This is a genomic window from Delftia sp. BGA-UO-ETr-SB1, from assembly GCF_059567865.1.
Map to the genome: position 1 here is coordinate 149521 of NZ_JCAQOW010000004.1, position 23619 is coordinate 173139.

General features: G+C 66.9%; 23 protein-coding genes. 17 read left to right on the plus strand and 6 right to left on the minus strand.

Going from position 1 to position 23619, the window contains the following annotated elements:
• Nucleotides 1-4: 4 nt before the first annotated feature.
• Nucleotides 5-721 carry a GntR family transcriptional regulator gene (locus AC57B5_RS01180; RefSeq protein WP_013803234.1) on the minus strand — a complete coding sequence of 239 codons (717 nt, stop codon included), beginning with the start codon at nucleotides 719-721 and terminating at the stop codon, nucleotides 5-7.
• A 39-nt stretch (nucleotides 722-760) separates the two neighbouring features.
• Here AC57B5_RS01180 and AC57B5_RS01185 point away from each other — a divergent pair, with 39 nt between their 5' ends.
• The 4 genes from AC57B5_RS01185 (at nucleotide 761) to AC57B5_RS01200 (ending at nucleotide 5608) form a co-directional block, all read left to right on the plus strand.
• Nucleotides 761-1510, plus strand: a complete 750-nt coding sequence (locus tag AC57B5_RS01185) for an enoyl-CoA hydratase/isomerase family protein (RefSeq protein ID WP_238002893.1) — start codon at nucleotides 761-763, stop codon at nucleotides 1508-1510.
• A 182-nt stretch (nucleotides 1511-1692) separates the two neighbouring features.
• The gene (locus AC57B5_RS01190; protein WP_496398540.1) at nucleotides 1693-2661 is read left to right on the plus strand and encodes a Bug family tripartite tricarboxylate transporter substrate binding protein; all 969 of its coding nucleotides are present in this window, start codon (nucleotides 1693-1695) and stop codon (nucleotides 2659-2661) included.
• A gap of 162 nt (nucleotides 2662-2823) precedes the next feature.
• Nucleotides 2824-4011: a CaiB/BaiF CoA transferase family protein gene (locus tag AC57B5_RS01195; RefSeq protein WP_239974612.1), complete on the plus strand. Its 1188-nt coding sequence runs from the start codon at nucleotides 2824-2826 to the stop codon at nucleotides 4009-4011.
• A 43-nt stretch (nucleotides 4012-4054) separates the two neighbouring features.
• The gene (locus tag AC57B5_RS01200) at nucleotides 4055-5608 is read left to right on the plus strand and encodes a malonate--CoA ligase (RefSeq protein ID WP_496398541.1); all 1554 of its coding nucleotides are present in this window, start codon (nucleotides 4055-4057) and stop codon (nucleotides 5606-5608) included.
• 108 nt (nucleotides 5609-5716) lie between these two features.
• Here the strand turns inward: AC57B5_RS01200 and AC57B5_RS01205 are convergent, their stop codons facing one another.
• Nucleotides 5717-6160 carry a universal stress protein gene (locus tag AC57B5_RS01205; RefSeq protein ID WP_012204620.1) on the minus strand — a complete coding sequence of 148 codons (444 nt, stop codon included), beginning with the start codon at nucleotides 6158-6160 and terminating at the stop codon, nucleotides 5717-5719.
• Between the two features lie 116 nt (nucleotides 6161-6276).
• Here AC57B5_RS01205 and AC57B5_RS01210 point away from each other — a divergent pair, with 116 nt between their 5' ends.
• From AC57B5_RS01210 to AC57B5_RS01250, 9 genes are all read left to right on the plus strand, one after another.
• The gene (locus AC57B5_RS01210; RefSeq protein WP_496398542.1) at nucleotides 6277-8712 is read left to right on the plus strand and encodes a heavy metal translocating P-type ATPase; all 2436 of its coding nucleotides are present in this window, start codon (nucleotides 6277-6279) and stop codon (nucleotides 8710-8712) included.
• 163 nt (nucleotides 8713-8875) lie between these two features.
• Entirely contained in the window at nucleotides 8876-9013 is a 138-nt protein-coding gene (gene ccoS / locus AC57B5_RS01215; RefSeq protein WP_013803228.1) for a cbb3-type cytochrome oxidase assembly protein CcoS, read from the plus strand.
• A gap of 63 nt (nucleotides 9014-9076) precedes the next feature.
• Entirely contained in the window at nucleotides 9077-10513 is a 1437-nt protein-coding gene (gene ccoN / locus AC57B5_RS01220; RefSeq protein ID WP_012204623.1) for a cytochrome-c oxidase, cbb3-type subunit I, read from the plus strand.
• 19 nt (nucleotides 10514-10532) lie between these two features.
• A complete protein-coding gene (gene ccoO, locus AC57B5_RS01225) occupies nucleotides 10533-11165 on the plus strand; it encodes a cytochrome-c oxidase, cbb3-type subunit II (protein WP_012204624.1) in 633 nt (210 codons plus the stop codon).
• 11 nt (nucleotides 11166-11176) lie between these two features.
• Nucleotides 11177-11314, plus strand: coding sequence for a cbb3-type cytochrome oxidase subunit 3 (locus AC57B5_RS01230; protein ID WP_012204625.1), 138 nt, complete (start codon nucleotides 11177-11179; stop codon nucleotides 11312-11314).
• A gap of 27 nt (nucleotides 11315-11341) precedes the next feature.
• Complete coding sequence (ccoP, locus tag AC57B5_RS01235; RefSeq protein ID WP_012204626.1) at nucleotides 11342-12259, plus strand: cytochrome-c oxidase, cbb3-type subunit III; 918 nt, start codon at nucleotides 11342-11344, stop codon at nucleotides 12257-12259.
• 77 nt (nucleotides 12260-12336) lie between these two features.
• Nucleotides 12337-13791 (plus strand): cytochrome c oxidase accessory protein CcoG, encoded by a 1455-nt coding sequence (gene ccoG, locus AC57B5_RS01240; protein ID WP_013803227.1) that lies wholly within the window; start codon nucleotides 12337-12339, stop codon nucleotides 13789-13791.
• A gap of 57 nt (nucleotides 13792-13848) precedes the next feature.
• The gene (locus AC57B5_RS01245) at nucleotides 13849-14163 is read left to right on the plus strand and encodes a FixH family protein (protein WP_486640132.1); all 315 of its coding nucleotides are present in this window, start codon (nucleotides 13849-13851) and stop codon (nucleotides 14161-14163) included.
• Between the two features lie 179 nt (nucleotides 14164-14342).
• Nucleotides 14343-14630: a hypothetical protein gene (locus tag AC57B5_RS01250; RefSeq protein WP_013803226.1), complete on the plus strand. Its 288-nt coding sequence runs from the start codon at nucleotides 14343-14345 to the stop codon at nucleotides 14628-14630.
• Between the two features lie 81 nt (nucleotides 14631-14711).
• Here the strand turns inward: AC57B5_RS01250 and fnr are convergent, their stop codons facing one another.
• Nucleotides 14712-15431 carry a fumarate/nitrate reduction transcriptional regulator Fnr gene (gene fnr, locus AC57B5_RS01255; protein ID WP_034391808.1) on the minus strand — a complete coding sequence of 240 codons (720 nt, stop codon included), beginning with the start codon at nucleotides 15429-15431 and terminating at the stop codon, nucleotides 14712-14714.
• A gap of 162 nt (nucleotides 15432-15593) precedes the next feature.
• Here fnr and hemN point away from each other — a divergent pair, with 162 nt between their 5' ends.
• From hemN to AC57B5_RS01275, 4 genes are all read left to right on the plus strand, one after another.
• Complete coding sequence (gene hemN, locus AC57B5_RS01260) at nucleotides 15594-16976, plus strand: oxygen-independent coproporphyrinogen III oxidase (protein WP_034391810.1); 1383 nt, start codon at nucleotides 15594-15596, stop codon at nucleotides 16974-16976.
• A 5-nt stretch (nucleotides 16977-16981) separates the two neighbouring features.
• Nucleotides 16982-17698, plus strand: a complete 717-nt coding sequence (locus AC57B5_RS01265) for a sulfite exporter TauE/SafE family protein (RefSeq protein WP_496398543.1) — start codon at nucleotides 16982-16984, stop codon at nucleotides 17696-17698.
• Between the two features lie 69 nt (nucleotides 17699-17767).
• Nucleotides 17768-19114 carry a cyclic di-GMP phosphodiesterase gene (locus tag AC57B5_RS01270; RefSeq protein WP_071954957.1) on the plus strand — a complete coding sequence of 449 codons (1347 nt, stop codon included), beginning with the start codon at nucleotides 17768-17770 and terminating at the stop codon, nucleotides 19112-19114.
• Complete coding sequence (locus AC57B5_RS01275; RefSeq protein ID WP_013803222.1) at nucleotides 19111-21597, plus strand: bifunctional diguanylate cyclase/phosphodiesterase; 2487 nt, start codon at nucleotides 19111-19113, stop codon at nucleotides 21595-21597. The genes AC57B5_RS01270 and AC57B5_RS01275 overlap by 4 nt, the downstream gene beginning before the upstream one ends.
• Here the strand turns inward: AC57B5_RS01275 and AC57B5_RS01280 are convergent.
• The 3 genes from AC57B5_RS01280 to AC57B5_RS01290 all read right to left on the minus strand — a co-directional run bounded on the left by AC57B5_RS01280 (nucleotide 21561) and on the right by AC57B5_RS01290 (nucleotide 23414).
• Nucleotides 21561-22379 carry a sulfite exporter TauE/SafE family protein gene (locus tag AC57B5_RS01280; protein ID WP_012204635.1) on the minus strand — a complete coding sequence of 273 codons (819 nt, stop codon included), beginning with the start codon at nucleotides 22377-22379 and terminating at the stop codon, nucleotides 21561-21563. The two genes, AC57B5_RS01275 and AC57B5_RS01280, sit on opposite strands and share 37 nt — an antisense overlap.
• Before the next feature lie 390 nt (nucleotides 22380-22769).
• Nucleotides 22770-23171, minus strand: a complete 402-nt coding sequence (locus tag AC57B5_RS01285; protein ID WP_012204636.1) for a cell division protein ZapA — start codon at nucleotides 23169-23171, stop codon at nucleotides 22770-22772.
• 33 nt (nucleotides 23172-23204) lie between these two features.
• Nucleotides 23205-23414, minus strand: coding sequence for a hypothetical protein (locus AC57B5_RS01290; protein ID WP_012204637.1), 210 nt, complete (start codon nucleotides 23412-23414; stop codon nucleotides 23205-23207).
• Between the last annotated feature and the right edge of the window lie 205 nt (nucleotides 23415-23619).

The window sequence follows — 23619 nt, forward strand, 5'->3', positions numbered from 1 at the left end:
CGGGCTACCTTGACTTGCGCGGGCGCTCGTAGCCCGCCTGCGCGGGCGCACCCAGCACCATGTCGGTGAAGGCGCTGCCGCCTGCGCAGATGTGCTGGCGCATGGCCTCGGCGGCCACCTCCGCCTGGCCTGCGCAGATGGCGGCCACCACGGTGGCGTGCTCCTGCTGCGAGCGCGCAAGCCGGCCGGGCTTCTCGAACATGCGGCCCCGGTAGGGCGTGATGCGCAGCCGCAGCAGCCGCGTCTGCTCCACGATGAAGTCGTTGCCGCTGGCCTCGTATATCAGTTCGTGCAGCTGCATGTTGGCCTGCACATAGCCTTCGGCATCCTGCGCCTGGGCGCAGGCGGCGGTGTGCGCCAGCGCCGCCTGCAGCCGCTCGCGCAGCTGCGCATGGATGCGCGTGGCAGCCAGCCGGGCCAGCACGCCTTCCAGCTCGGCCAGGCCTTCCATCATGGCCACCAGCTCGCGCGCATCCAGCCGCCGCACATAGATGCCCGAGCGCGGAACGATCTCCACCAGCCCCTTGGCCACCAGCAGCAGCAGCGCCTCGCGCACGGGGGTGCGCGAGGCGCCGAAGCGTTCGCACAGGGCCGGCTCGTCGATGGCGTCGCCGGGCCGCATGGCGCCCGAGCGCAGCTCGTCTTCCAGCGATTGCCGTATACGCTCCTGCAGGCTGGACGTGGCCGGGGTTTTCTCCAATGGCTGCTTGGCTGGAAGCATTTTCTAATTTAAATATATCTGATTGATTGACTGATACATATGACACCCAGACTCGACATCCAGGATCACCTGGCCACCATCACGCTGCAGCGCCCCGAAGCGGCCAACAAGCTGGCTCCGGAAGACCTGGGCGCGCTGGTCGCGCACATGGAGCATATCAACCACCGCGACGACGTGCGCGTGGTGGTGCTGCGCAGCGAAGGCAAGTACTTTTGCAGTGGTTATGATATATCAGAGATCCAGGGCAGCCAGACCGAGGGCAGCAGCTTCGGCGAGATGGTGGATGCCATCGAGCAATGCCGCGCCGTGACCGTGGCCGCCATCCACGGCGGCGTCTACGGCGGTGCCACCGACATGGCCCTGGCCTGCGACTTTCGCGTGGGCAGCGCGGCGGCCGAAATGTTCATGCCGGCCGCGCGCCTGGGCCTGCATTTCTACGCGGGCGGGCTGGAGCGCTATGTCTCGCGCCTGGGCCTGGACACGGCCAAGCGGCTGTTCCTGACCTGCGAGCGCATCCAGGCCCCGGAGATGAAGGCCTGCGGATTCCTCACCCATCTGGCCGATCCCGCCGCCTTCGCTGCGGCCGTGGAGCAGCTCACCGGCACGCTGGCCGCCATGGCGCCCATCCCCCTGTTCGGCATGAAAAAGCACCTGAACCTGATCGCGCGTGGCCGCCATGACGTGGCCGAGATCACGCGCGAGGTGCAGCGCAGCATCGCCTCCGAAGACCTGCAGGAAGGCGGCCGGGCCTGGCGCGAGAAGCGCAGCCCGGAGTTCAAGGGGCGCTGAACCGCATCCTCCCGCATACACGCAGATTGCCCGTGGTGCTGCCTACCGCCCACAGCCCACGGAACCGGCGCGGCCCAACTCGGGGACACCGAGGAAGGGCCGCTCCCGCACCGAGGGTGTCGTCCCCCTTTGGGGGAAGGCGCGCAGCGACTCAGGGGGTATCAATAAACAGGAGACAAGCCATGTTCAAGCGTTTTGCACTGTCGTTGCTGCTGGCCGGATTGGCCGGTGGCGCGATGGCCCAGTCCTATCCTGCCCGGCCCGTCACGCTGGTCGTGGGATTTCCGCCCGGTGGCGGCGCCGACGCGGTAGCGCGCATCGTGGCCGACAAGGTCGGCAAGCTGCTGGGCCAGCCCCTGCTGGTGGACAACCGCCCGGGCGCCGGCACCACGCTGGCCTCCGAGCATGTGGCGCGTGCAGCGCCCGACGGCTACACGCTGCTGCTGGGCAGCGCCAATATCTATGGCTCGGACCAGCTGCTCTACAAGAGCGCGCGCTATGACGGCGCGCGCAACTTCACGGGCATCACGCGCTGGAGTTCGGCCCCCATGCTGCTGGCCGTGCGCAAGGATTTTCCGGGCCAGGGCGTGGGCGATCTGGTGGCGCTGGCGCGCAGCCAGCCCGACAAGCTCAGCTATTCCTCCTCGGGCGCAGGCGTGATCACGCACCTGGCCACGCTGTCGTTCGCGGGCGCCAGCGGTGGGCTGCGCATGCTGCATGTGCCGTTCAAGGGCGGTGCGCCATCGATACAGGCCGTGGCCGCCGGCGATGTGGACCTGACCTTCGGCACGCCGCCCTCGGTGCTGCCGCTGGCCCAGGCGGGCAAGCTGCGCATGCTGGCGGTGAGCACGGCCGAGCGCTCCCCGCTGTTTCCCGAGCTGCCTGGCATGAAGGAGTCCGGCGTGCCGGGCTTTGACTACACCTTCTGGTTCGGGCTGTTCGCACCGGCGGGCCTGCCCGAGGAGGTGGCCAGGAAGCTGTTCGATGCCAGCACCAAGGCCCTGGAAGACCCCGATGTGAAGGCCAGGCTGGCCAAGCAGGGCAATCTGGCCGCGCCCTCGGCATCCCTAGAAGAATTCCGCGCCTGGGCCCTCAAGGAAGGGCAGGAGTCCAAGGCCCTGACCCAGCGTTCCGGCGCCGGGCTGCAGTGAGACACCCCCTGAGGCGCCACGCGCCTTCCCCCTCTCGCTTCGCGGGGGGACGACACCCTCGGTGCGGGAGCGGCCCTTCCTCGGTGTCCTGGTCTTGGGCCCCGCCGGTCCCACAGGTTGTGGGTGTCGCATCAAGCAATAGATAACGATATGGAAATCCCTATGAATGAACAAGCCACGGGCCTGCCGCTGGAAGGCCTTACCGTCATCGACCTCACGCGCGTGCTGGCCGGCCCCATGTGCACGCAGATGCTGGCCGACCTGGGCGCGCGCGTGATCAAGGTGGAGCAGCCCGGCACGGGCGACGATGCGCGCGGCATCGGGCCGTTTGTGGACGGGGGCTCGGCCTATTTCCTGTCGGTGAACCGCAACAAGGAATCCATTGCGCTGGACCTCAAGCAGCCGCAGGACCGCGAGGTCTTCGAGCGCCTGCTGCAAGGCGCCGATGTGCTGGTCGAGAACTTCCGCCCCGGCACCATGGACAAGCTCGGCTATGGCTGGGAGACCCTGCATGCGCGCCATCCCCGGCTGGTGATGACGTCGGTCTCTGGCTTCGGCCAGACGGGTCCCTACAGCGGCTTTCCTGCCTACGACATGGTGGTGCAGGCCATGAGCGGAATGATGAGCGTGACCGGCCACCCGGGCGCCGGGCCCTGCCGCGTGGGCGTGTCCATCGGCGACCTGGGCGCAGGGCTGTACGCCGTCATCGGCACGCAGGCCGCACTCATGCGCCGCGCCCGCACGGGGCAGGGCGAGCGTGTCGATGTCTCCATGCTCGACTGCCAGGTGGCCCTGCTGGAGAACCCCGTGGCGCGGCTCGGCGCGCTGGGCAGCGTGCCGGGGCCCATGGGTACGCGGCATCCGTCCATGGCACCCTTCGATGTGTTCGCGGCGCAGGACGGCTGGTTCGTCATCGCCGTGGGCAGCGATGCGCTGTTCCGCAAGCTGTGCAGCCTGCTGCAATTGCCCGAACTGGCCGGGGACGCGCGCTTTGCCGGCAATGCCCTGCGCTGCGAGCACCAGGCCGAACTCAAGGCCGCGCTGGAGGCGCGCCTGCGGGACAGTCCCAGGGCGCATTGGCTGCGCCTGCTCACTGATAATGGCATCCCGGCGGGGGAGTACAACAGCGTGGCCGATGTCGTCGAGCACCCCCAGGTGCGCGAGCGCGGCATGCTGGCCCAGGTGCAGGCCCCCGGTGGCCAGACGCTGCGCGTGGCGGGCAACCCCTTGCTGGCCGCGTGCGATCAGCCCCTGGTGCGCAGGCAGCCGCCCGCGCTGGACGCGGACCGCGAGCGCATCCTGCGCGAGCTGTCCGTGGCGCAGCCTTCGCCCAACCATGAACGTGCCTGAGATTTCCCTGCTTCCCGCGGACTCTTCCTTCTTCTTCACAGCCATGACCAACCGCAATCTGTTCGCTGCCTTGCGCGCCGCCTTTCCCCAGGATCTGCAGAATTGGGCCGTAGAGGCCATAGGCGCGGACGGCGCCAGCCTGTTCTACAGCTGGGCCGACCTGGACCGTGGCAGCGCGCGCATGGCCAACCTGCTGCAGTCGCTGCAACTGCCGCCCGCCAGCCGCATCGCCGTGCAGGTGGAAAAGTCGGTCGAGGCGCTGATGCTCTATCTGGCCACGCTGCGCAGCGGCCATGTCTTCCTGCCGCTGAACACGGCCTACCAGAGCGCCGAGATCGAATACTTCGTGGGCAATGCCGAGCCCGCCGTCGTGGTCTGCGCGCCGGGCAATTTCGGCTGGGTCTCCAAGATCGCCTTCACCTCGGGCGTGGCCCATGTCTACACCCTTGGCGACGACCGCAGCGGCACGCTGCTGGAACGCGCGGCCCACCATGGCGACGAGCATGAGGTGGTGGAGCGCGGCGAGGACGACCTGGCCGCCATCCTCTACACCAGCGGCACCACGGGCCGCAGCAAGGGGGCGATGCTCACGCACGGCAACATGCTGTCCAACGCCGAGACGCTCAAGGACTACTGGGGCTGGCAGGACGGCGACGTGCTCATCCACGCGCTGCCCATCTTCCATGTGCACGGGCTGTTCGTGGCCATCCACGGCGCGCTGATCAATGGCAGCCCCATGATCTGGCTGTCGAAGTTCGAGCCCGGCACGGTGATCTCGCGCATGCGCGACGCCACCGTCTTCATGGGCGTGCCCACGCTCTACGTGCGCATGCTGGCGGACGCGCGGCTCACGCGCGAGGCGGCGGCCCACATGCGGCTGTTCATCTCGGGCTCGGCCCCCATGCTGGTGGAGACGCACCGCGACTGGCAGGAGCGCACCGGCCACGTCATCCTGGAGCGCTACGGCATGAGCGAGACCATCATGCTGACCTCCAACCCCTACCGCCCCGACGCGCACAACGGCGGCCAGTCCGAGCGCCGCGCCGGCACCGTGGGCTTTGCGCTGCCCGGCGTGGGCGTGCGCATCGTGGACGACGCAGGCCAGCAGGTGCCCGTGGGCGAGATCGGCAACATCCAGGTGCGTGGCCCCAATGTGTTCAAGGGCTACTGGCGCATGCCCGAGAAGACGGCCGAGGAGTTCACGGCCGATGGCTGGTTCCGCACGGGGGACGTGGGCAAGCTCGACGAGCGGGGCTATGTGAGCATCGTGGGCCGCAGCAAGGACCTGATCATCTCGGGCGGCTACAACGTCTATCCGGCCGAGATCGAAGGCTTCATCAACGAGCTGCCCGGCGTGGCCGAAAGCGCCCTGGTCGGCGTGCCGCACCCGGACTTCGGCGAAGTGGGCGTGGCCGTGGTCGTGCCGCGCCCCGGTGCCGCCCTGGAGCCCCAGGCGGTGGTCGATGCGCTCAAGGGCCAGCTGGCCAATTTCAAGATTCCCAAGCGCTGCTTCGTAGTGCAGGAGCTGCCGCGCAACACCATGGGCAAGGTGCAGAAGAACCTGCTGCGCGACGAACACAAGCAGCTGTTCGCCTGAGTTGGCGCCAGGGTGCGGATTGCGCCCTGGCCTGATTGAAAAAGCAAAAGGCATCGGCGCCGCCGATGCCTTTTTTTGTGTGGCGGCCGCCGAGGCTGCCGCTACCCTTCAACGCAGGACGAGCACGGGGATATGGGTGTGCGTGAGCACATGCTGCGTCTCGCTGCCCAGCAGCAGGCGCTGCAGGCCCTTGCGGCCGTGCGAGGCCATGACGATGAGATCGCAGTCGCGGCGCTTGGCCACGTCGATCACGCTTTCGGCGACCAGGTCGGACTTGACGATCTCGGTGGTCACGTTGACCTTCAGAGCCTGTCCCTTGGCATGGATGGCATCCAGCACGGTCTGCGCGTTGGAAGTCCACTGGCCTTCGATGCGCTCGATCTGCTTGAGGTCCACGGTCTCGCCGCCCTCGAAGTAGCTGCGCGGATAGTGTTGCACCACCTGGACGACGACGACGCTGGCGCCGCACAGCGCGGCAAGGCCCAGCCCGCTGTCCACGGCCTTGTCGGAAAGCTCGGAACCGTCGGTGGCGATCAGGATGCGGTTGTACATGCGTGCTCCTTTCGTGTGTGCTGATGGATGGGATGAAGTCAGCATAGACCCAACCATGAGTTAACGGTTGATTAATGTCAATACGCTTATCATGCGGCCCGATTACGCTAAGAACCATGCCCCACACCACGATAGCCCCATCCAGCGAGGCGGCAGTGGCGGCGCTTGATTCAGGCCCCTCGCCCTCGCAGCAGGCCACCGCCCGGCTGCTGGATGATCCGCAGGAGTGGAGTTCGTTCGGACGGCCCGCAGGCCCCGCAACTCCCGCCGACCCTTCCAAGGAACCCACCGACTTTCCCGCCTGGGATTCGCACGTCGTTCTGGAAGGCATGCACTGTGCCGCATGCGCCCTGACCATCGAGGATGCGCTGCGTGCCGTGCCCGGAGTGGAGAAGGCCGAAGTCAGTGCTGCCACGCGCCGCGCCCGTGTCACCTGGCGCCACGCGCAGGTGCTTCCCTCCGAGTGGATGGAGGCCGTGCGGCGCGCCGGCTACCAGGCGCTTCCCGCACGCGATGCCTTTGCGCGCGAGCGCCGCCAGGCCGAGAGCCGCCGTGCGCTGTGGCGCTGGCTGGTGGCCGGCTTTTGCATGATGCAGGTGATGATGTATGCGTGGCCCGCCTACGTGGCCCGCCCCGGCGACCTGTCGCAGGAGATGGAGACGCTGCTGCGCTGGGCCTCCTGGGTCATCTCGCTGCCCGTGGTGCTGTTTTGCTGCGGCCCCTTCTTCTCCAGCGCGCTGCGCGACATACGCCAGCGCCGCGTGAGCATGGACCTGCCCGTGGCCCTGGGCATGCTGATCACCTTCGTGATCAGTTCGCTGGGCACCTTCGATCCTTCGGGGCCCTTCGGCGAGGAAGTCTTCTACGACTCGCTGACCATGTTCGTCTTCTTCCTGCTGTCCGGCCGCTGGCTGGAGCTGCGCCTGCGCGACCGCACGGCCGGCGCACTGGAAGCCGTGATGAACCGCCTGCCCGATGCCGTACTGCGCGAGAACGCAGCCGGCCATTTCGAGCGCGTGGCCACGCGCCGCCTGCGCGCGGGCGACCGGGTGCGCGTGCTCAGTGGCGAGGCCTTCCCGGCCGACGGCACCATCGTGCGCGGCCGCACCCATGCCGACGAGGCCCTGCTCACCGGCGAGTCCACGCCCGTGCTGCGTGCCGAGGGCGATACCGTCACGGCCGGCAGCTACAACCTGGATGCCGTGGTCGATGTGCGCGTGGATGGCGTGGGCGCCGATACGCGCTTCGCCCAGATCGTGGGCCTGATGGAAAGCGCCTCGCTGCAAAAGCCGCGCCTGGCCCAGCTGGCCGACAAGGTGGCGCGGCCCTTTCTCGTCGTGGTGCTGCTGGCTGCGCTGGGCGCCGCCATCTGGTGGTGGCCCACCGATCCCGGCAAGGCCATGATGGTGGCGGTGGCCGTGCTCATCGTCACCTGCCCCTGCGCGCTGTCGCTGGCCACGCCCGTGGCCATGCTCACTGCCGCCGGCACGCTGGCGCGCAGCGGCGTGCTGGTGCGCAACCTGCAGGGCCTGGAGGCGCTGGCCGCCGTGGACACCCTGGTGTTCGACAAGACCGGCACGCTCACGCGCGAGGGCCTGGCCCTGTCGTCCTTCGAGCCTGCTGCGGGCGAAGATGCCGACGAAGTGCTGGCACTGGCGGCGCTGCTGGCGCGCCAGTCCATCCACCCGGCCTCGCGCGCCATTGCGCAGGCCGGCGCCGATGCCGCCACCGACTGGAAGCTGGACACCATGCAGGAAATGGCCGGCCTGGGCCTGGACGCCTGGGTGCAGCGCGCCGGCGCGCGCCGCCATCTGCGGCTGGGCTCGGCCCTGCACGCAGGCCTGGCCGGGGAGCAGCCCGTGCAGGGGGTGCTGCTGGCCGAGGAGACCTCGCAGGGCTGGCACACGCTGGCCCGCTTCGTCCTCAGCGAGGACGTGCGGCCCGAGGCCGCAGCCGTGGTGCAGGCGCTGCACCGGCACGGCGTACAGGTGATGCTGCTGTCCGGCGACCGCGAGGACGCGGCCCGCGCCATGGCGGCGCGCGTGGGCATCACCCAGGCCGAAGGCGGCTGCAGCCCGCAGGACAAGCTGGAGCGCCTGCAGCAGGCGCAGGCTGCCGGCCACCACGTGGCCATGGTGGGCGACGGCCTCAACGACGGCCCAGTTTTAGCTGGAGCGCATGTCTCTTTTGCGTTTGGTAGAGCAGTGCCCCTGGCACAATCGCGCGCAGATTTCGTTGTTCTGGGTGACAGCCTGGAACTGGTACTCCAGGCATGCCTGTTGTCGCGCCGCACGCTGCAGGTGGTGCGCCAGAACATGGCCTGGGCAGCCGCTTACAACGCGGTGTCGATTCCGCTGGCCCTGGCGGGCTTCATGCCTGCCTGGGTGGCCGGCCTGGGAATGGCACTGAGTTCGCTGCTGGTGGTGATGAACGCCGCGCGCCTTGCGCGCAGCCTGCCACTGGCTGCAACGAAACACACGGGCACGCCTGCTGCGCCCGCAGCGTCCGTCGCGATGAAGACGGGCTCCACCGCAACGGTGGGGAGGTTCTGATGGAAATACACCCCCTGAGCGGCTGCGCCGCTTCCCCCTCTCTCGCTTCGCGGGAGGGGAACGACACCTTCGCCGCGAGGCGGCTCTTGCTCGGTGTCACTGAGCTGGATCGCGCCCGTTTTGGGGGCAAGGCGTGGCGCGTCAGCGCCACGGGGAACTGACCATGGATATTTTGTATTTGCTGATCCCGCTGTCGGTGGTGCTGGTGCTGGCCATCCTTGCGGCCCTGTGGTGGGCCGTGTATCGCGGGCAGTTCGAGAGTGTGGAGCAAGAGGGTGAGCGCATTCTTCGGGACGATTGACGTGGGTCAACACGCCCGGGAGCGAAGAACGTAACACTTTGATAGCAATCTAAGGGGTGCACGATGGATAGTTCAAATAAAAACGCTGTCTATTACGACGATTCCGTCGTAAGGCAGTTCTCTATCATGGCCGTCGTCTGGGGGGTGGTAGGCATGGCTGTCGGGGTGTTGATCGCCTCGCAGCTGGCCTGGCCGGAACTCAACTTCGGCATTCCATGGCTGAGCTACGGACGCCTGCGTCCGCTGCACACGAACGCCGTGATCTTTGCCTTTGGCGGATCGGCGCTGTTCGCAACCAGCTACTACGTGGTGCAGCGCACCTGCCAGACGCGGCTGTTCATGCCCAAGCTGGCCAGCCTGACCTTCTGGGGCTGGCAGATCGTCATCGTCGCCGCCGCCATCAGCCTGCCGCTGGGCTACACCCAGGGCAAGGAGTACGCCGAGCTGGAGTGGCCGATCGACCTGCTGATCGCCGTGACCTGGGTCTCGTATGCCATCGTGTTCTTCGGAACCATCGGCATCCGCAAGGTCCGTCACATCTATGTGGCCAACTGGTTCTTCGGCGCCTTCATCATCGCCGTGGCACTGCTGCACATCGTCAACAGCGCGGCCATTCCGGCCGGCTGGATGAAGAGCTACTCGGCCTACGCCGGCGTGCAGGACGCGATGGTGCAGTGGTGGTACGGCCATAACGCCGTGGGCTTCTTCCTGACCGCAGGCTTCCTGGGCATGATGTATTACTTCATCCCCAAGCAGGCTGGCCGTCCGGTCTACAGCTACCGCCTGTCCATCGTCCACTTCTGGGCGCTGATCTTCACATACATGTGGGCGGGTCCTCACCACCTGCACTACACCGCGCTGCCCGACTGGACGCAGTCCGTGGGCATGGTGTTCTCGCTGATCCTGCTGGCTCCCAGCTGGGGCGGCATGATCAACGGCGTGATGACGCTGTCGGGCGCATGGCACAAGCTGCGCGACGACCCCATCCTGCGCTTCCTGATCGTGTCGCTGTCGTTCTACGGCATGTCCACGTTCGAAGGTCCGATGATGTCCATCAAGACCGTCAACGCGCTGTCGCACTACACGGACTGGACCGTGGGCCACGTTCACTCGGGCGCCCTGGGCTGGGTGGGCCTGATCACCATGGGCTCGCTGTACTACCTGATCCCGCGCCTGTTCGGCAAGACCAAGATGCACTCGGTGGGCGCCATCGAACTGCACTTCTGGATGGCCACCATCGGCATCGTGCTGTACATCGCCGCGATGTGGATCGCCGGTGTGATGCAGGGCCTGATGTGGCGCGCCGTCAATCCCGATGGCACGCTGACCTACACCTTCGTCGAAAGCGTCAAGGCCAGCTATCCGTTCTACGTGATCCGCGTGGCCGGTGGCCTGCTGTACCTGGGCGGCATGCTGGTCATGCTGTGGAACACCTGGAAGACCGCGATCTCGGGCCGTTCGGTGAAGGTGGCCGTGCCTGCCGTCGTGGCCCACGCCTGAGCGTCTAGGAGCATTACTCATGTCCGATCACAACAATAGCGCTCCCAAGAGCTTTTCCCACGAGAAGGTGGAAACCAACAATTTCCTGCTGATCGTGCTGACCCTGCTGGTGGTAGCCGTCGGCGGCATGGTGGAAATCGTTCCGCTGTTCTTCCAGAAGTCGACCACGGAAGCGGTGGCGGGCCTCAAGCCCTACACGCCGCTGCAGCTGATGGGCCGCGACGTCTATCTGCGCGAGGGCTGCTACAACTGCCACTCGCAGATGATCCGCCCCTTCCGCGCCGAGACCATGCGCTACGGCCACTACTCGGTGGCTGGCGAGTTCGTCTATGACCACCCCTTCCAGTGGGGTTCCAAGCGCACGGGTCCCGACCTGCACCGCGTGGGCGGCAAGTACAGCGACGAATGGCATCGCATCCACCTGAACAACCCGCGCGACGTGGTGCCCGAGTCCAACATGCCTGCCTACACCTGGCTGGAAAAGAACAAGGTGGATGACACCGTGGTCGCCCAGCACATGAGCGCGCTGCGCAAGGTGGGCGTGCCCTACAGCGACGAGGAAATCAGCGGCGCTGCCGAGCAGGTCAAGGGCAAGACGGAAATGGACGCCGTCATCGCCTACCTGCAGGTCCTGGGCCGTTCGGTCAAGTAAAGGAGAGCGACATGGACATCACCACCATGCGCATCGTGGCCACGCTGGCCTCGCTGGCCTGCTTCATCGGCATCTGGTGGTGGGCGTTCGCCCGCCGCAACCAGGCCCGTTTCGACGAGGCCGCCCAGCTGCCGTTCGAGCAAGACTGAGTCCCTCCACCAGAACGAGAACTTCCCATGAGCGATTTCGTAAACAACTTCTGGTCGATCTATGTCACGGCGATCACGCTGGGCGGCATCATCGGCTGCCTGCTGCTGCTGTATCTCACCGCACGCAAGAAGGTGGTCCCCTCGGCCGACAACACCACGGGCCACGTCTGGGACGAGGACCTGCGCGAGCTGAACAACCCCATGCCCAAGTGGTGGATGTGGCTGTTCATCATCACCTCGGTGTTCGGCTTCGCCTACCTGGCGGCCTATCCGGGCCTGGGCTCGTTCGCGGGCAAGCTGGGCTGGACGCAGCTGGGCGCCTATGAAAACGAGATGGCCAAGGCCCGCGCGGACCTGGAGCCGCTGTACGCCAAGTTCACGAGCATGAGCACCGAAGACATGGCCAAGGACCCCCAGGCCATGGCCATCGGCGAGCGCCTGTTCATGAACAACTGCGCACAGTGCCACGGCTCGGATGCACGCGGCGGCAAGAGCTTCCCCAACCTGACCGATGGCGACTGGCTGCATGGCGGCACGCCCGAGAAGATCAGGGAAACCATCACGGGCGGCCGCATCGGCATCATGCCGCCCATGGCCGCTGCCGTCGGCACGCCCGACGATGTGCGCAATCTCTCGCACTATGTGCTGAGCCTGTCGGGCAGCCCGCACGACTCGCTCAAGGCTTCGCTGGGCAAGTCCAAGTTCACGGCCTGCGCTGCCTGCCACGGCATGGACGGCAAGGGCAACCAGGCCCTGGGCGCGCCCAACCTGACCGATGACATCTGGCTGCACGGCTGGGGCGAGGCCGCCATCACGGCCATGATCAACAACGGCAAGCACAACGAGATGCCTGCCCAGAAGGACAAGCTGACCGAGGCGCAGATCGCGGTGCTTGCTTCCTATGTCTGGGGCATGTCGCACAAAGACGGCGCAGTCCGTCAGTAAGCACGGGGGCGGCGCTGCGGCGCCGCCTTTTTGCGTTTTGAGTTTTCAGATATTTCAAAAAAACAAAGGAACCCACCATGAAGCCCGAGAGCGGGGATGACACCGGGAAGCCTCCCCGCAAAGTCATTCCGATCACGCCGGCCACGCCTGATCCGGGCGAGCTGGTGTCGATGTTCGAGTCGGAAAAGAAGGTCTACCCGCGCTCCATCAGCGGTGTCTTCGCACGCTGGCGATGGGCCCTGGTGTTTCTTACCCAACTGGTTTTCTACGGCCTGCCCTGGCTGGAGTGGGGCCAGCGCCAGATGGTGCTGTTCGACCTCGGAACGCGGCGCTTCTATCTCTTCGGGCTGGTGCTGTACCCGCAGGACTTCATCTACCTGGCGGGCCTGCTGATCATCTCGGCGCTGGCATTGTTCCTGTTCACGGCCGTGGCCGGGCGCCTGTGGTGCGGCTTCTCGTGCCCGCAGACGGTCTATACCGAGATCTTCATGTGGGTGGAGCGCAAGGTCGAAGGCGACCGCAGCGCGCGCATGCGGCTGGACAAGAACGGCTGGACCTTCGAGAAGGCCTGGAAGAAGTCGCTCAAGCAGTTGCTGTGGATCGCCATTGCGCTGTGGACCGGCTTCACCTTCGTGGGCTACTTCGTGCCCATCCGCGAACTGGGCGGCGAGCTGCTGGCGCTGCAGGGCAGCTGGCAGATGTTCTGGGTGCTGTTCTACGGCTTTGCCACCTATGGCAACGCGGGCTACATGCGCGAGCAGGTCTGCAAGTACATGTGCCCCTATGCGCGCTTTCAGAGCGCCATGTTCGACCGGGACACCATGATCGTCAGCTACGACACGGGCCGGGGCGAGCCGCGTGCGCCGCGCACCAAGAAGGTGGACTACAAGGCCCAGGGCCTGGGCGACTGCATCGACTGCAAGATGTGCGTGCAGGTCTGCCCCGTGGGCATCGACATCCGCAACGGCCTGCAATACGAATGCATTGGCTGCGGCCTGTGCATAGACGCCTGCAATTCCATCATGGACAAGATGGAGTACCCGCGCGGCCTGATCCGCCTGACCACGCAGAACGCCATGGCCGGCCTGTGGCGGCGTGCCCAGGTGCTGCGCCGCATCTTCCGTCCGCGCGTGCTGATCTACTCGGCCGTGCTGATCGGCTTGAGCGTGGCCATGATCGTGAGCCTTGCGCTGCGCCAGTCGGTCAAGGTGGACGTGATCCGCGACCGCGCCTCGCTGTCGCGCATCGTGGCGGGCGGCAAGCTGGAGAATGTCTACCGCCTGCAGATCATGAATGCCACCGAGCAGGCCCAGCGCTACCGCATCAGCGCCCATGGCCTCGATGGGCTGGAGCTGGCGTCCGAGCAGGAAGTCGAGGTCGGCCCGGCCGAGACGCGCGGCATTGCGGCGCGCCTGCAGATTCCCTACGGTTCGGCCGAGCCGGGCTCGCACACCGTATTCTTCGATATCGATGCCGTGCATTCAGGCGCGGGACGCGCGTCCGAAAAGGCCGTCTTCCTGGTGCCCCGGTGATGTTCCTGGCAGGCGCGGCACGGTCCGCGCCTGCCGCCTGAAAGAAAGAGGTTTCCCATGTCTTCCAGTCCCGCAGTGTCCGCGCCCGCGCAGGCTCCCTCGCACCCCGACGCCGGCAAGCCCTGGTGGAAGTTCGGCCATGTCTGGCTGGTGGTGGCCGGCCCGGCGGCCGTGGTGGTCGCTGCCGTGATCACGGCCATCATCGCCATCAATGGCGCCGATCCCGTGATCGACCCCGACTACTACCGCAACGGCATCACGATCAACGAGCGTGCCGATGGCATGCGCGAAGTGCCCAAGAGCATGGCGCCCGCCGTCACCGGCCGCAACCATGCGGCCACGCCCGCGCACGATCACCCCACGGACCGCTGATCGCCGTGCACCCCTGCAAGAGGCCGCAGTCGCGGCCTTTTTGCATGGCGGATCGCATCTCCGGCATGCGCGACGGGTGAGGGTTTCCTACAGGCGTGCAGGGCGCTGCGGGGCTTGGCGCCATGCGTTGGCGCGGCGCACAATGAAGGCGACCCCTCGACAGCACAAGGAGATCGCTGATGTTGGCCCAACGCTGGATGTGGATTGCCTGGCCTGCCTTTCTGGCAGCCGCCGTGATGGAGATGCTGGTTTTTGCCTTTGTGGACCCGCTGGAGCTGCATTGGCTCGGCGACCTGGGCTGGTCGCGCCAGGGCATCTACACGCTGGCCTTCTTCGCCTTCTGGGGCGTGACCATGCTCTCCAGCCTGATGACCACCATGCTGGGCCGCTCGGCCCGCGATCTCAATGACGGCGTGGTCTCCGAGCCCGACCCGGACCTGGCCATGCAGGGGCTGGGGCGGGACTGAGCGAGAGCCCGCCGCAATGAACAAGGCCCGCTGTCGCGGGCCTTGTTCATTGGCGGATGAATGCTTGCCGCCCTCGCAGGCTCACTGGCACTGCTGGCTGTTGACGATGCGCTTGAGCGCCTCCGTGTCCAGGATGCGCAGATGGCGCTGGCGCACCTCGATGATGTTGTCGTCCGCGAACTTGGAGAAGGTGCGGCTCACCGTCTCCAGCTTCAGGCCCAGGTAGCTGCCGATTTCCTCGCGCGTCATGCGCAGCACCAGTTCCGACTTGGAAAAGCCCCGCGCATGCAGGCGCTGCACCAGGTTGAGCACGAAGGCGGCCAGGCGCTCCTCGGCGCGCATGCTGCCCAGCAGCAGCATCACGCCGTGTTCGCGCACGATCTCGCGGCTCATGACCTTGTGCACATGGTTTTGCAGGGCCGTGACCTCGCGCGACAGGTCTTCCAGCTTGTCGAAGGGCATGACGCAGACTTCGGCGTCTTCCAGCGCGACGGCATCGCAGGTGTGGTGGTCGTTGACGATGCCGTCCAGGCCGATGATCTCGCCGGCCATCTGAAAGCCCGTGACCTGGTCGCGTCCGTCCTCGGTGGCCACGCAGGTCTTGAAGAAGCCGGTGCGGATGGCGTACAGCGAGGTGAATGTCTCGCCGTTGCGAAACAGCAGGCCTCCGCGCTTGACCTTGCGGCGCGTGGCCACGATGTCGTCGATGCGCTGCATCTGCTCGGCATCCAGGCCCATGGGCATGCACAGTTCGCGCAGGTTGCAGTTGGAGCAGGAGGCTTTGATGGTCTGAAGGTTCATGGAGTGATAAACATCAGCGGCACACAGCGTGCCGGCGGTGACCTCGTGGATTGCGATGAGTTGGATCAAATTGTCGCAGCAGTCCCTCAAACAACTCTTGATATGAGTCAAGGACATGACCGATGTGCTGCGGCACAGTCGAGGTATTAGAGGAAAAAACCCATGACCGCTGTCACCCCAGAGCTGCTGCGTCGCTTTGACGTACCGGGGCCCCGATACACCTCGTTCCCTACCGCCGACCGCTTTGTCGAGGCCTTTGGTGCAGAGGACTATATCCTGGCGCTGCAACAACGCAAATCGAGTACCGCAGCGCGTGCCATGCCTTTGTCGCTGTATGTGCACGTGCCCTTTTGCGAGTCGCTTTGCTACTACTGCGCCTGCAACAAGATCGTGACGCGCCACCACGATCGCGCCGCCGTCTACCTGGACTACCTGGCGCGCGAGATGGCCTTGCACACGGCCCATTGCGGCAAGGGCCAGACCGTCAGCCAGCTGCACCTGGGCGGCGGCACGCCCACCTTCTTCTCCGACGACGAGCTGCGCACGCTGATGGGCCTGTTGCGCGAGCATTTCAAGCTGGAGCCGGGTGGCGAGTACTCCATCGAGGTCGATCCGCGCACCGTCAGCGTCGAGCGCCTGGCCGTGCTCAAGGAGCTGGGCTTCAACCGCCTGAGCTTCGGCGTGCAGGACTTCGACGAACAGGTGCAGATCGCCGTGCACCGCGTGCAGCCGGCAGAGCAGGTGTTCGAGCTGGTGGCGGCCGCGCGGCAGCTGGGCTTTGCCTCCATCAACGTGGACCTGATCTACGGCCTGCCCAAGCAGACGCCCGAATCCTTCGAGCGCACGCTGGCCCAGGTCAACGCGCTGCGGCCCGACCGCATCGCGCTCTATGCCTATGCCCACCTGCCCGAGCGCTTCAAGCCGCAGCGGCGCATTGCGGCCGAGGATCTGCCCCAGGGGGCCGACAAGCTGGCCATGCTGTCGCGTTCCATCGCCGCGTTCATGGACGGTGGCTATGTCTACGTGGGCATGGACCACTTCGCCCTGCCCGAGGACTCGCTGGCCGTGGCCAAGCGCCAGGGCCGGCTGCACCGCAACTTCCAGGGCTACAGCACCCAGCCCGACTGCGACCTGATTGCGCTGGGCGTGTCGGCCATCGGCAAGGTGGGTGCCAGCTACAGCCAGAACGCCAAGACGCTGGAGGAGTACTACGACGCCATCGACGCCAGCCACCTGCCCGTGGTGCGGGGCCTGGCGCTGTCGCGCGACGACCTGGTGCGCCGCGCCGTCATCATGGCCATCATGTGCCAGGGCGCCGTGCTGTTCGAGCCCATGGAGCAGGCATGGCTGCTGGGCTTTCGCGAGTACTTCGCGCCCGAGATGGCGGCCCTGGAGGACCTGCAGGCCAAGGGCCTGGTGCAGATCAGCGACGAGGGCTTCCAGGTCACTCCCATGGGCTGGTACTTCGTGCGCGGCGTGGCCATGCTGTTTGACCGATATCTGCAGGCGGACAAGAACCGGGCGCGGTTTTCGAGGATCATCTAGGCCCCATGCTGTTGTCGCTGCTCTGGACCGCTTTGATCATGGGGCTCGTCGGCGGGCCCCATTGCCTTGCCATGTGCGCTGCGCCCTGCGGCGTGGTCACGGGTGGGGCGGGGCAGGGCGGCGGCTCGCAGGTGGTGGCAGTGCATGGATTGCAAAGCCGGCTGTGGCTGCGCACGGCGCTGTTCCACGGCGGCCGTCTGGCCGGCTATGCCAGCCTGGGCGCTGCCTCGGCCCTGGCCATGGAGAGCCTGTCCTGGATCACCAGCCAGACCACGGCGCTGCAGCCGTTCTGGACGCTGACCCATGTCGCCGTGATGGCCTGGGGCCTTGCCATGATGGTGCAGGCCCGCCAGCCCGCCTGGCTGGAGTCTGCCGGCCGCGCTGCCTGGCGGCGCGTGCAGCCCTGGGTGTCGGCGCCGGGCGGCACGTTGGCGGCAGGCTATGCCTGGGCGCTCATGCCTTGCGGACTGCTGTATTCGGCCGTGCTGGTCGCCGCGCTCAGCGGCGGCCCGTTGCAGGGCGCGCTGGCCATGGCGGCCTTTGGCGTGGGCAGCGGGCTGTGGCTGGTGGCCGGCCCCTGGCTGTGGCGGCTGGGCCGGCAGCGCCTGAACGGCCTGCGCGCCGAATGGGGCACGCGCCTGGCCGGCCTGATGCTGGTGGGCGTGGCCGTCTGGGCGCTGTGGATGGACCTGATCTACAAGCCCAGCCTCTGGTGCCGTTGAGCAACAGCTGAGGCCAGACTTGGCACCTGGGGCCGCGGATTGGCTGCGAGGCCCTCAGAACTGGAGATAATGCCCGAATCATCGGCTTACATATTGCCGATTCCTTCAGCCTCGGGGCCGTTGCCGCGCGTGAACCATTCCGTCCTCATCGATATCCGAGACCTCCGTCCGGGCATGTTTGTCCAGCTCGATGTTGGGTGGCTGAACCATCCCTTTCCGGTCAGCAGCTTCAAGATCACCTCCAGCGCACAGATCCAGACCCTGAAATCCCTGGGCCTGGAGGTGGTGCGCTGTGTCCCGCACAAAAGCGACACCTGGCCCGCCGAGGTGCGCACCCCGCCGCCGCAGGAGCTGCCGCCCGTCGTGGTGGCCCCCGAGCCTGCACCCACCGAACCTGCGCCAGCACCGCTGCTGCTGTCCGTGCCCGACTGGCGCGGCCGGCTGGAGGACTGCAATGCGCGCTTTCAGAAGGTGGAGCGCGGCTATGTGGCCATAGAGACCACCATCGCCAGCGCGCCCGAGCAGGCGCGCATGCCCACCGAGGCCCTGGTCGATGGCTGCCTGGCCGAACTGGCGGGCCCGCAGGACGTGGCCATTCACCTGCTGTCCGATGGCGTGGGCAGCAGCCAGAGCGTGCATGCCGTCAACGTGACCGTGCTCAGCCTGCTGCTGGGCCGGGCCCTGGGCCTGCAGGAATCGCTGCTGCGCGACCTGGGCCTGGCGGCGCTGCTGCATGACGCGGGCAAGCCCGTGGCCGGTGTCGAAGGCATGCACGGCCTGGCCCTGGAGCCTTCCGTGCCCGACGCCCTGCGCGAGCGCTACGAGCGCCATGTGGGCGAATCCGTGGCCATTGCCATGCGCATGGGCCTGTCGGCCCAGGTCACCACGGCCATCGCCCAGCACCATGAATGGGCCGACGGCACGGGGTTCCCGCTGAGCCTGGTGGCCGAAGACATGGAACTCACGGGCCAGATCCTGGCCCTGGTCAACAGCTACGACCGCCTGTGCAATCCCGGCGATGCGCAGACGCCGCATACGCCGCACGAGGCCCTGTCCATGCTGTTCAGCCGGCTGCGCGACAAGTTCGCCGCGCCCGTGCTCAATGGCTTCATCCGCATGATGGGTGTGTTCCCCCCGGGCTCGGTGGTGGAGCTGACCGATGGGCGCCATGCCATGGTCATGTCCGTGAATGCATCACGCCCGCTCAAACCCTCGGTGATGGTGCACGATGCCGGCGTGCCCGCCGCGCAGGCGCCCGTGCTGGCGCTGGAGCTGTTTCCCGAGCTGGGCATACGCCGGGGAGTGGCGCCCGCGCAGCTGCCGCGCGATGCGCTGGACTACCTGTCGCCGCGCCGGCGTGTCTGCTATTACTTTGAACGGGCGGTGGAGTTGGATCCACCGAAGGTGGCGTCTTGAACAAGCAAGCGCTCAACCGCGCCTGGCCCCGCCTGCTGGATGCACTGCAGGAGGCCCTGTGGCTGATCGATGCGCGCACCCTGAAGGTGCTGCGCGCCAACGCTGCCAGCGAATCCGTCACCGGCTATGAGGCCGATGCGGCCCCGGGCCTGCCCGTGCAGGTGCTGGCCGCCACGCCGCAGCAGCAGGCTTTCTGGAGCGATCCCTTCAACTGGCAGGCCGGAGCCCAGTTCATTGCCGAGGTGCGCCGCGCCGATGGCCAGCTGGCGCCCGTGGAGATGCGCGTGCGCGCGCTCGACGGCGAGGTGCTGCTGGTCAGCATGCTGGACCGGCGCGAGCAGGCCTTGCACGAGGCCGAGTTCGAGAGCCTGCTGGGCGAGTTGCGCGCCACGCTGGAGTCCGCGGCCGACGCCATCCTGGTCTGCGATCCCGATGGCCGCATCCGCGCCTTCAACCACCGCTTTGCCACGCTCTGGGGCATTCCCGAGGCGCTGCTGGTGCGCCGCAACGACGTGGCCATCCTCGACCACCTGGCCAGCCAGGTGCGCGATGCCGAATCCTATGCGCGCCAGTTGAAGCTGCTGTCGGCCCAGCCCCTGATGGAGGCGGCCGACGTGCTGGACCTGCGCGACGGCCGCATCCTGGAGCGCCGCGCCGTGCCCCAGCTGCGCCGGGGCCTGCCCATGGGGCGGATCTTTTCCTTCCGCGACATCACGGCCGAGGCCCAGACCCAGGCGGGCCTGGAGCTGGCAGCGCGCGTCTTCGAATCCAGCCTGGACGGCATCTTCATTGCCGACGGCTACATGGATGTGGCCCGCACCAACCCGGCCTGCGAACGCCTGCTGGGCGGCATGCCCGTGCAGGGGCGCACGGTGGAGTCGCTGTTCGAGGCCTCCGAAGGCCAGGCCGACACCCTGGGCGACCTGGCCCGCATCCAGTGGCACCAGGGCGGCTTCTGGGAGGGCGACCTGTGGCTGCGCCAGGCCGGCGGCGCGCGCTGCGCCGTGCGCCTGTCCTGGGTGCCGCTGCGCAACGCGCAGGGCGACGTGGTGCAGAGCATCGGCTTCATGCGCGACCTCACGCAGCAGCGCGTGGCCCAGCAGCGCATTGAACAGCTGGCCTACAGCGACGCGCTCACCGGCCTGCCCAACCGCCTGAACCTGACGGAGCGCGTGGATGCAGCCATCGAGGCCGCGCGCGCAGGCGGCACGGTGTTCAGCATCCTGTTCATCGACCTGGACCGCTTCAAGATCATCAACGACTCGCTGGGCCACCAGTTCGGCGACCGCGTGCTCAAGCTGGTCGCGCAGCGTCTGAGTGACTGCATGCGGCCCGTGGACATCCTGTGCCGCCTGGGTGGCGACGAGTTCGTGCTCTATCTGCAGGGCTGCAACGCCGAGCTGGCCGCTTCGGTGGCCAAGCGCATCCTGCAGGAGATGGAGCGCCCCTTCCTGCTCGACGGCCTGGGTTTCTCCGTGCAGTGCAGCATCGGCGTGGCCCAGTACCCGGCCGATGGCCTCACGCTGGATGAGCTGATCCGCCAGGCCGACACCGCCATGTACCGCGTCAAGGAACGGGGCCGGGGCCATTTCAGCTTCTACCAGCCGCAGATGAGCGCCGGCCTGCTGTCGCGCATGAAGCTGGAGCACGCCATGCGCCAGGCGCTGGAGCATGGCCGCATGGCGGTCTACTTCCAGCCCCAGGTGCACATAGACAGCGACCGCATCGTCGCGGCCGAGGCGCTGCTGCGCTGGACCGATCCCGAATTCGGCGTGGTCTCGCCGGGTGTCTTCATCCCGCTGGCCGAGGAGTCGGGCTACATCGTCACGCTGGGCGCCTGGGTCATGGAGCAGGCCGTGCAGGAGGCTGCACGCTGGCAGCAGCAGGGCATGCCCATCAAGGTCTCGGTCAACGTGTCGGCGCTGGAGTTCCGCCAGTCAGGTTTTGTCGAGCGGGTGACCGAGCTGCTGCGCAGCTACGGCCTGACACCCCAGCTGCTGGAGCTGGAGCTGACGGAAAGCATCTTGCTGCAGGACGCCCAGGACATGGCGCTGCGCGTATGCCAGATCGCCGATCTCGGCGTGGGCATGGTGATTGACGACTTCGGCACCGGCTACTCCAACCTGGCCTACCTGAAGAAGCTGCCCATCTCCAAGATCAAGATCGACCAGAGCTTCGTGCGCGGCCTGCCCAGCGACGAGGGCGACCAGGCCATCGTCGGCGCCATCATCAGCCTGGGTCTGGCGCTGGGCGTGGAGATCGTGGCCGAGGGCGTGGAAACGCACGAGCAGCTGACGGCCATCCACCGCATGCAGGGCCACTACTTCCAGGGCTTTCTGTGTGCGCCTGGCCTGCCGCGCGAGCAGTTCGGCGAATGCCTGCAGGCCCAGCGCGCCGGCATTGGCGCCATCGCCTACCGGCAGAGAATGGCCCAGGCCGCGAGCGCTCAGCTGCCTGCGCTCAAGCCCTTCCAGAGCATGTAGGCCGCCAGGCCGAACAGCAGCGTGGCAAAGATGCGCTTGAGCTGGCCCACGGGCAGCCGGTGCGCGGCCCGTGCCCCCAGCGGTGCCGTCAGCACGCTGCAGCAGGCCAGGGCCAGCAGGGCCGGCAGCCACAGGTAGCCCAGCGAGTATTCGGGGCGCCCGGCGTCGCCCGCGCCGGTGAAGATCAGGCCCGCCGCATTCACCACGGCAATCGGAAACCCCAGTGCCGCGCTGGTGCCCACTGCCATGTGCATGGGCACCGAGCAGCGCATCATGAAGGGCACGCTGATGAAGGCCCCGCCCGCACCCACCAGCCCCGAGATGAAGCCCAGGCCCGTACCCGCGCCGTACAGCCCCAGCGGGCCGGGCAGGGCGCGCGTGGCCGTGGGCTGGCTGTTGCTGCGCAGCATGCGCAGCGCCATGTAGCCGATGAACACGCCAAAGAACAGTGCCAGGTACTTGCCGCGCAGCAGCGCGAAAACGCCCAGGCTGGCGAGCAGGCCGCCCGTGATGATGCCCGGCGCCAGGCTGCGCACGATGTCCCAGCGCACGGCGCCGCGCCCATGGTGGGCGCGCAGGCTGGAGATCGAGGTGAACACGATGGTGGCCATGGCCGTGGCGATCGCCATCTTCACGGACAGGTCGGGGCCGACCCCGCGCTTGTCGAGGAAGTAGGTCAGAAACGGCACGAGCACCATGCCGCCGCCCACTCCCAGCAGGCCGGCCAGGAAACCGGAGCACAGGCCCAGCAGGGCCAGTTCGAGAAACAGCAGGTCAGGCATGCGGCAGAAGGTCGGTAGTGGATGGGCGGGGAGGGGAGGGCAACAAAAAACCCGGCGCACCGTGGAGGTGCGCCGGGTTGGAATCAGGTGTCTGCAAAGACCACCGGGCCGTCATCCTGAACCGGGGTTCAGGGGGGCAAGGGCAGCCAGACGTTGGGTTCATCTAACGCGAGACGATCACGCTCGAATGGCAATGTACCAAGCCCGGGCTCATAGAGCATTGGTCCAAGGAACTATAAAGCCCGGCGGGTTTGCAGACGCCTCCATTCTACGGCGATTGGGCAGGCCCGCAATCAAGTTCTTTGAACGGCATGGACTTTCCATTGACATGGCCGATGCCATGAAAAACGGCCTCCGAAGAGGCCGTTGCATGGGCGGGGTTGTGGCGGCTCAGAGCAGCCGTGCATCGCTTTCCAGGGCCTGGTCCAGGCGCAGCACCAGTTGCTCGGCAAGGGCCTGCTGGCGCTGGCGCTCGGCCAGTTCCTCGGGGCTGGGCTCGGGTGGCAGGGACTGGGCGGCATGCTGCGACGTGACCTCGTCATGCAGGGACTGCATTTCGGCCTGGGCCGTGGCCATGGCGCTTTCCTGCGCTTCGCGGTCCAGCACGTCGAAGGCCATGTTCAGCGCGGACAGCACGGCCACGCGCTCGCGCGAGCGGACCTTGCCGCTGTCGCGGATCCGGGTCATGGCCGTGTCCACACGGCGCACGGCCTCGAGCAGACGCTCTTCCTGGCCATCGGGGCAGGTCAGCACATAGCTTTGCTGCAGGATTTGCACTTCGATCTGCTTCATGGGCGTTCGGGGCGTCGGCGGTTGCGAAGGGGGTCAAGCCCCCTGGTTGGAGGGCAGGCGCTCGATCAGGGCATCGACGCGGGCCCGTGCGGCGTTGAGCCGCGAGCGCAGTGAATCACGCTCCTGGGTCAGGGCCGCCACCTGTTCGGCGAGTAGCGCATTCGTGCGTTGCAGTTCCTCGTGGCGAACCAGCAGGCGCTCCACGCGCTCTGCAATGTGGTCGAGGGAAGTCTGGGAGGTCATAGACGCTGAGATTGTAGGACGTGCGAACGAAGTGAGCGCATTCCGTGGAAGTATCCGAGGAAACCTGATAGCAGGGGGGCTTAGAAGGCTTGACGTCAGCGCCGTGCTCAGGTATTCGAGCGCAGGCGGCAGACTGTCTCACAAAATCGTAGCGCCATGTGTAGGACGCGTCTGCTTCGGCGGGGTGTAATGCGTAAGCATTGGT

Excerpts from the sequence above, each read along its gene's own strand:
- AC57B5_RS01185 (WP_238002893.1), top strand. The coding sequence starts at position 761 with ATGACACCCAGACTCGACATCCAGGATCACCTGGCCACCATCACGCTG.
- ccoP (WP_012204626.1), top strand. The coding sequence starts at position 11,342 with ATGAGCGATTTCGTAAACAACTTCTGGTCGATCTATGTCACGGCGATC.
- AC57B5_RS01205 (WP_012204620.1), bottom strand. The coding sequence starts at position 6,160 with ATGTACAACCGCATCCTGATCGCCACCGACGGTTCCGAGCTTTCCGAC.
- AC57B5_RS01245 (WP_486640132.1), top strand. The coding sequence starts at position 13,849 with ATGTCTTCCAGTCCCGCAGTGTCCGCGCCCGCGCAGGCTCCCTCGCAC.
- AC57B5_RS01210 (WP_496398542.1), top strand. The coding sequence starts at position 6,277 with ATGCCCCACACCACGATAGCCCCATCCAGCGAGGCGGCAGTGGCGGCG.
- AC57B5_RS01190 (WP_496398540.1), top strand. The coding sequence starts at position 1,693 with ATGTTCAAGCGTTTTGCACTGTCGTTGCTGCTGGCCGGATTGGCCGGT.
- AC57B5_RS01200 (WP_496398541.1), top strand. The coding sequence starts at position 4,055 with ATGACCAACCGCAATCTGTTCGCTGCCTTGCGCGCCGCCTTTCCCCAG.
- AC57B5_RS01265 (WP_496398543.1), top strand. The coding sequence starts at position 16,982 with ATGCTGTTGTCGCTGCTCTGGACCGCTTTGATCATGGGGCTCGTCGGC.
- ccoO (WP_012204624.1), top strand. The coding sequence starts at position 10,533 with ATGTCCGATCACAACAATAGCGCTCCCAAGAGCTTTTCCCACGAGAAG.
- AC57B5_RS01230 (WP_012204625.1), top strand. The coding sequence starts at position 11,177 with ATGGACATCACCACCATGCGCATCGTGGCCACGCTGGCCTCGCTGGCC.
- AC57B5_RS01285 (WP_012204636.1), bottom strand. The coding sequence starts at position 23,171 with ATGAAGCAGATCGAAGTGCAAATCCTGCAGCAAAGCTATGTGCTGACC.
- AC57B5_RS01280 (WP_012204635.1), bottom strand. The coding sequence starts at position 22,379 with ATGCCTGACCTGCTGTTTCTCGAACTGGCCCTGCTGGGCCTGTGCTCC.
- AC57B5_RS01195 (WP_239974612.1), top strand. The coding sequence starts at position 2,824 with ATGAATGAACAAGCCACGGGCCTGCCGCTGGAAGGCCTTACCGTCATC.
- ccoN (WP_012204623.1), top strand. The coding sequence starts at position 9,077 with ATGGATAGTTCAAATAAAAACGCTGTCTATTACGACGATTCCGTCGTA.
- ccoS (WP_013803228.1), top strand. The coding sequence starts at position 8,876 with ATGGATATTTTGTATTTGCTGATCCCGCTGTCGGTGGTGCTGGTGCTG.
- AC57B5_RS01270 (WP_071954957.1), top strand. The coding sequence starts at position 17,768 with ATGCCCGAATCATCGGCTTACATATTGCCGATTCCTTCAGCCTCGGGG.
- hemN (WP_034391810.1), top strand. The coding sequence starts at position 15,594 with ATGACCGCTGTCACCCCAGAGCTGCTGCGTCGCTTTGACGTACCGGGG.
- ccoG (WP_013803227.1), top strand. The coding sequence starts at position 12,337 with ATGAAGCCCGAGAGCGGGGATGACACCGGGAAGCCTCCCCGCAAAGTC.
- AC57B5_RS01290 (WP_012204637.1), bottom strand. The coding sequence starts at position 23,414 with ATGACCTCCCAGACTTCCCTCGACCACATTGCAGAGCGCGTGGAGCGC.
- AC57B5_RS01180 (WP_013803234.1), bottom strand. The coding sequence starts at position 721 with ATGCTTCCAGCCAAGCAGCCATTGGAGAAAACCCCGGCCACGTCCAGC.
- fnr (WP_034391808.1), bottom strand. The coding sequence starts at position 15,431 with ATGAACCTTCAGACCATCAAAGCCTCCTGCTCCAACTGCAACCTGCGC.
- AC57B5_RS01250 (WP_013803226.1), top strand. The coding sequence starts at position 14,343 with ATGTTGGCCCAACGCTGGATGTGGATTGCCTGGCCTGCCTTTCTGGCA.